We start from the raw sequence: 6,283 nt of genomic DNA on the forward strand, positions 1-6,283 counted from the left end.
TTACCAATGACGAAAGTCCTAGTCCAAGCTATACTAAAGAAGCAAAAAGCCAATACATATAGACGAGAAATGCCATTTCAGTCGAATGTCTAAAAAAAGATTAAGCTTTTTGTTTTTATCCGCAACTTTTCTTCGTTACATGCGTTTAACACTGTGTACCAAATGAGAAGGCTCGCAGTACTAAAGTTGTTGTTTCTCTATGAAAATCTTCTTTACGCTGAGCTAGCGACTCATGTATAATGGGGAAAGTGGCATATTTTACCCTGCCCTATTTGTGTCCGCTTGCGAACCTATTTCTACCGTTTACGAGTTTCTGCGACATGATCTACCAAATAGGCATGCCGACAGACATCAATTATAGACAATGCTCTACTCAGGGAAGGGGGTGAAACACCGATGAGAGATTCGAGCTATCATTCTTCCACACAAACAAAACAGATATTTTCTCGAGGAGGAGAAAAAAAGGTTATGAAGAAAAGTTTATCCCTTATCCTTGCTTTAGCTTTGGTCTTCGGCCTGTTCGCCAACATGGCGGCTGCTGCTGACGCACCAAAGACAGCTGAAGAGAAGTACCAAGCGCTGGTTAACGCCGGCATTCTGAAAGGCATGCCAGACGGCAAGTCGCACTTGGAAGACCTGCTGCCTCGCGGACAATTCGCTACAACTGCTCAAGCTCTTGCTGGTCTGGCTAACGGCACTGGCGGTCCTTCTTTCAAGGACGTTAAGAAAACGGACTGGTACTACGGCGCAATCGAAGCTGTTAAAGCAGCTGGTATCGTAGACGGCGACGGCAAAGGCAACTTCAATCCTAAAGCTAATGTTACGATTGAAGAAGTAATCAAAGTTGCTGTAGGTCTTGCTAAGTTGGAGCCTGTTAAAGACGCTCCTGCAGTAGAAGGCGCATCCGCTTGGGCTGCACCTTACATCGCAGCTGCGCTCAAAGCTGGCTTGATCTCTGAAGGCCTGAAGTACAAAGAAAAAGCAACGCGCGGTCAAACGTTCACAGTTGCTTACTCTGTATATGAAGCTTCTCAAGTGAAAGCTAAAGAAGTTCTTTCCGCCAAAGTTGCTGGCGTGAAAAAAGTTGAAGTGAAGTTTAACCAAGCTATCGACGCTTCCAAAGCTACGTTTGCTTTGACGCTGAACACTTTGAACGTAGCCGTTACTCCTACTTGGAGCGACGACAAGAAATCGGTAATTCTTGCTTCTGCTAACAACCTCGTTGCTGGTGCTTACAGCTTGAAGGTTTCTGGTCTTGACCTTAAAGTCGACACGTTCGCGTTGACGGTTGAAGCTGAGAAATTGGCTTCCGCTAAATTGACGAACACGACGGTTAAGCCTAACCTTGCCACTGCTGCTTCCACTGTTCAAGGTTATAATCAATATGGTGAAGAAAAAGCGGTTCAAGGCACAGATTTCTCTTGGACGGCATTCGACAAAACGGCAGCATTGAATTTGGTAACAGTTGCAACTGCTACTGGTTTCACGCTGGCTACTGACACTGTAGGCGTTAAAGTTGGCGACCAAATCCTTGTTACTGGCGTAAACAAGGCTGATTCTAGCGTTGTAGTTGCTCAAACGGTTGTTGTTTCCGATGCTGCTATGAGCGACATTTCCTTCGGTTCGGTTGTACTTCCGACTGGCGAAACTCGTCTGGCTCAAAAAGCTGGCGCAACTTTCTACGAGCTTCCTTACACGTTGAAAGATGGAGCTGGTAACTCGATCAAGTTGACTGACACGCTTGCGGGTGCACTTAGCAAAACGATCGACAATGTCGTGTTCAGCACTGACAAAGCTCTTCTTCTTACTCAAATCAAAGTCGAAAGCGGCAAGCTCTACGTTGAAATCGGCGCTAACCAAAGCGGCGACGCTAAACTGATTGCTACGCTTCCTGCTGTAGGTAAAGTTGTTATTGCAACGATTTCCGTTGCTTCCGTAGCTAAGAGCGACAATATCGTCCTCGGCGCTCAAACTAAATCTTTGACTGCTGGCGGTACGATCGATCTTGCTGCAACGGTTAACGATCAATACGGTGCAGTAATCACACCTGCTAACATCGTTACTACTGACTTCAGCTTCGGTACTTCTAATCCTGGTGTAGCAAATGCTGGATTCAGCGCTGACAAGAAGTCGATCACGATTACGGGCGGCGTTAAAGGCACTGCATTGATTACGATTACGAACAAAAACTCCGGCAAAGTCGCAACATTTAATGCAGACGTTAAAGATGCTGCTGTACCTGTAACGTTTACGTTCTCTGTTGATACGACCAACCTGGTGGCAACTGCAAAACAAACGATCAAAGCAAAACTCTACAACCAATACGGCGATGAAATGACTGCTGCTCAAGCTGCTCTTTATCAGTTCATCGTAAAACAACCTGCGAGCAACAATGTAACTGTAGCTGGCGGTCCGACTGCAACGGTTACGGTTGCTAACATGATTGCTAACGGTATTGAAGTAACAGGCGTAACTGCAAACACGACTTCTGACGTATCGGTTCGCTTGGAGAAAACGGCTGACAACTCTGCAGTTCAAACGCAAAACGTATCCTTCAAAGTAGTAAATACGGACATAGCACTTACGTATCAATTGAAAGACGCTCTCTCCGTATACGCTGCACTGGCTACTAGCAAAACTTATGCAGATATAACAGACAACGCTATCGGTGCAAAAGCCGGTGTAACGGCTGCGAACTATGTTAAAGACCTGACGTTCGTTGCTAAAGATGCCTCCGGTAATGTAATTGCAATTCCTGCAAGCTACATTCAGTCCGTAATTGCTACGGGCGACAATGCTGCTGCTGTAGCAATCAAACCTACTGACTTCGCGAAAGTCGCTGGTGTTACATGGACTGATTCTGCTGCAACTAAAGATGTCGAATTGGTTGTAACGGCTAAAAACCCTGACAACTCGCTGCAAGTATTCAAAGTCAAAGTAACCGTTACTAAAGAAGCTCCTAAAGCGGCAACGCTTAAAGCTTACTCCAATAACGGAACTGCTGCTGTTTTGACTGACGATGTTGAAATCACAGATGGCAAGTTGAACCTTGCAGCTGGTGTAGTAAACGCTCTTCACAATAAACAAATTTCCTTGACTGCAGACGAGAGTACGGCTGAAGCATTGTACTTCGTTGTAACGGATCAATACGGCGTGAAATACGCTGACCCAATTGCATTCATTGCTAGCACGACAGGAACTGGCGATATCTCGGTCGACTCTACCGGCAAAGTAACGGTTACGACCCCTGCAGTTGCAAATGATGTTGTATCAATCCAAGCGGTTGATTCGCAAGGTCACTCCGTAATTGTTAAAGTAACTGTCACTCTTTAATAATTTGGAAAAAGGAGACGGACATTGTCCGTCTCCTTTTTTTTATCTCCGAGCAACAAAATGACTCCCGAAATCGTATAATTAGTAATTAGAACACTGGGAGGTAGTTTTTGTTCATGAAGAAAGTTCATAAGATATTGATTCTCGTATTACTTCTATCCATTTCAGTCTCTCTTTGTAATGCCGTAAGCGCAGCAACCACGGTTGCACCTTCCTCAACCGCGTCGATCGTATCAATTTCAAAAGGTTTTACGGTGTCATTAAAGCATGTTGACATCGTAAGTAACGAAACCGGTGCCAATTTGGTGTTTACGCTAACTTACAATAATAACACTTCAAAAAGCGTAACATTGTCGGATTACTGGCCGAAAGCAAAGTCAAGATCCGGCACGACATTCACGACTAAAGTTTCTAGCGATGATAAAAGCTTTGATAAGCTATCAGCGTTAACGTCACATGATATTACATATTATTCGAAAGTTTCTACAACGACGAAAATCACGGATATATCGATCGACATCGTCAAATGGGACTTTGGAGCAACAAGTTATGAGCGTAGGTTGGGTACAATCGTTATTCCTCAAGGCTATACTAATTTGACAGCGGCATTCCAACCCAAAAACATTACATTCAATAATGCCGCTATTAAGACGGCAATCAAAGGAATTACGGCTAATAAAGATGCAAGTTACTATAATATAAATATCCCATTCTTATTGGAGAATATTACGAATTATAGCGTAAATATTAGCAACATGAAGTTTTTCATCGTAAATGGACGCGGAGCAACATATGATGTTGTTTCGGATGATCTTAAAAATTTAACGATTCAAGCCAAAGAAAGAAAAATTGTAACTTTGAAATCAGCCATTCCAATCACTGCATTTACTTCTAAGATGAAGTTAGTAGCATCCCAATCTGTAGAAGCTGATAAAATTGACATTCCTAGAGGTGCATATGTGCTTCCTCAAGCAAAAACCGTCAGCACAGACGTAGTTCAGTATCGAGACTATGAAATTAAATTGGTTGGTATTAAGAGACTTCCTTGGGAATTCCAAGATACAGTAACGGCTGAATTTAGATTGAAAAATAAAGGCGCAGTTAGCACGACTGTACCTTCGATTAAAAGTGATGTTTATGTAAACGGAGTTAAACTCTCTGACAATACATCCACCGTAATTTTTCCAGAAAAATCTTTAGATATTTTGCCACAAAGCGAAACCCAAATGTACGTGAATTTCAAATTACCCTACACGATGAAAGCGGATGATATTAAAATATCACTGTTTGAAACTAATAATGATCAAAAAACAGCAATTGGTGAATTATCAACTAAGGATGTTAATAAATTTACTTCAAATACAAGTAATGTAATCCAAAGTAACATAGTTGGTAATAGAAGTGAGTTGAGAGTAATAAATTCAATAATTCAAAATGTAAATAACAAAAAAATGTTTTATGCGGATGTTGAACTCACGAACACTGAATTGAGACCGAACGCTTCATCTCAATATATTGGATACTTATACGATGCTTCCGGAGAATATTATCGGGTAAATGTATCCCAATACAAAAAAGCAATAAGCGCTGGAGGAAAAGCTCTAATATCAGTTTGGGGCAATGTGCCGTTGAATTTTAATCCTGTTCAATGGAAGCTCATTTTAGGAAACGCCGTAACAGGACAAAAATTGAGTGCTGGAGAAGATATTCCGGATGGCGGCGTTAATTACGGTTTGATTAATATTAATCCTAAAGAAGCAAGTGCTCTTCAAACACTTGAACATATTCCTTACTCTGCGTACGACCTAACAATCAAAAAAATTAGATCATATCTTGCAGCTGAAGGTACGGGTGTCAATGGAATCAAACTTGAATTTTCTTACGACTTAATAAAAGATCTGAAAATCGAAGGAGCGTCAGAAGATTTGGGCTTATTGCTCGAAATAAAAAACAATGATGATATCGCATACTCATTTACAAAAGAGTTGAAAGTCGACAATGCAGATACACCTAATTCCTTAAAAGAGGGACAAGGAAATACAAAGAGCATTGTCTTCGAAGATACTGATGTTATTTATAAGATTAATAAGTATAATGATTTTAAGCTAAATGTTTATATTAAATCCGGCGATCAGAAAATATTGATTGCAAGCAAGGCAATAAAATGGTTTGTAGAAAATCCGTAATTCAAAAGTTAGAAAAGGAGAATAAAATGAGTGTTAATAAAAGAGTAATGCTTGGAACAGCAATATTGGCAATTACAATAATGATTGGAGCATATTCTTTTTCAAATGCTGATTCTCCTTCTACAAATCCCGGCTCCCTTGATGATCCGATCGTAACAAAAGGTTACGTAGACGGTGCTGTCAGCGATCTTGTGAAGCAAGAGATCGCTAAACAGATGCCGTCTGCGGGCAGCGGAGGCGGATCGTCGAAGTTGGAGACGGTGGCAGTGGCGGCTGGGCAGAAGCTTATCGTAGACGACGGCGGAGAGATCATAGTCAGGACGGGGAAGGCCATTGCGTATAGCTCGGACGCAAACGGTCTGTCGGATCTGACAGACGGGCTTGATGTGAAGCCTGGCAAAGCGATCGCTAACAATCACTTGATCTTGAACCCAAGAGGTCAAAGAGGCGTTCAGCCGGACCCGAAGCAGGCAAAAGGACTTATCGTACTCGTGCGCGGAGCGTACAAATTGCAATAGCACTTATCAATATAAGGGAGTTGTCGGCGGGGACGCGGGCAACTCCTTTTTGTTACGGGCAAGAATGCCGCGCTCACCTAAGAGCAACGAACTGGAATCGGAATATACATATACAATGCCATGATGGCAAATGGACAATGCAGGGTGTGTCGTTGTGCTGTGATAATGTCACCCTATAACTGTTCTGAGATAATGTCACTATGAGACAGGAGACAGTGACATTGAGCAGAGCCGAATTGAAGAAGG

General features: G+C 42.4%; 3 protein-coding genes. All 3 read left to right on the forward strand.

Translation table 11 applies throughout. The features are described 5' to 3' along the window. The first annotated feature begins 396 nt into the window (after positions 1 to 396). Positions 397 to 3,333: an S-layer homology domain-containing protein gene (locus tag ACFPOF_RS12800; protein ID WP_378133114.1), complete on the forward strand. Its 2,937-nt coding sequence runs from the start codon at positions 397 to 399 to the stop codon at positions 3,331 to 3,333. Between the two features lie 116 nt (positions 3,334 to 3,449). Beyond that, positions 3,450 to 5,519, forward strand: coding sequence for a hypothetical protein (locus ACFPOF_RS12805; RefSeq protein ID WP_378133116.1), 2,070 nt, complete (start codon positions 3,450 to 3,452; stop codon positions 5,517 to 5,519). A 26-nt stretch (positions 5,520 to 5,545) separates the two neighbouring features. Next, positions 5,546 to 6,037: a hypothetical protein gene (locus ACFPOF_RS12810; protein WP_378133118.1), complete on the forward strand. Its 492-nt coding sequence runs from the start codon at positions 5,546 to 5,548 to the stop codon at positions 6,035 to 6,037. Positions 6,038 to 6,283 lie beyond the last annotated feature (246 nt).

It is taken from the genome of Cohnella soli, from assembly GCF_042655525.1.
In the GTDB taxonomy this organism is placed as follows: domain Bacteria; phylum Bacillota; class Bacilli; order Paenibacillales; family Paenibacillaceae; genus Cohnella; species Cohnella soli.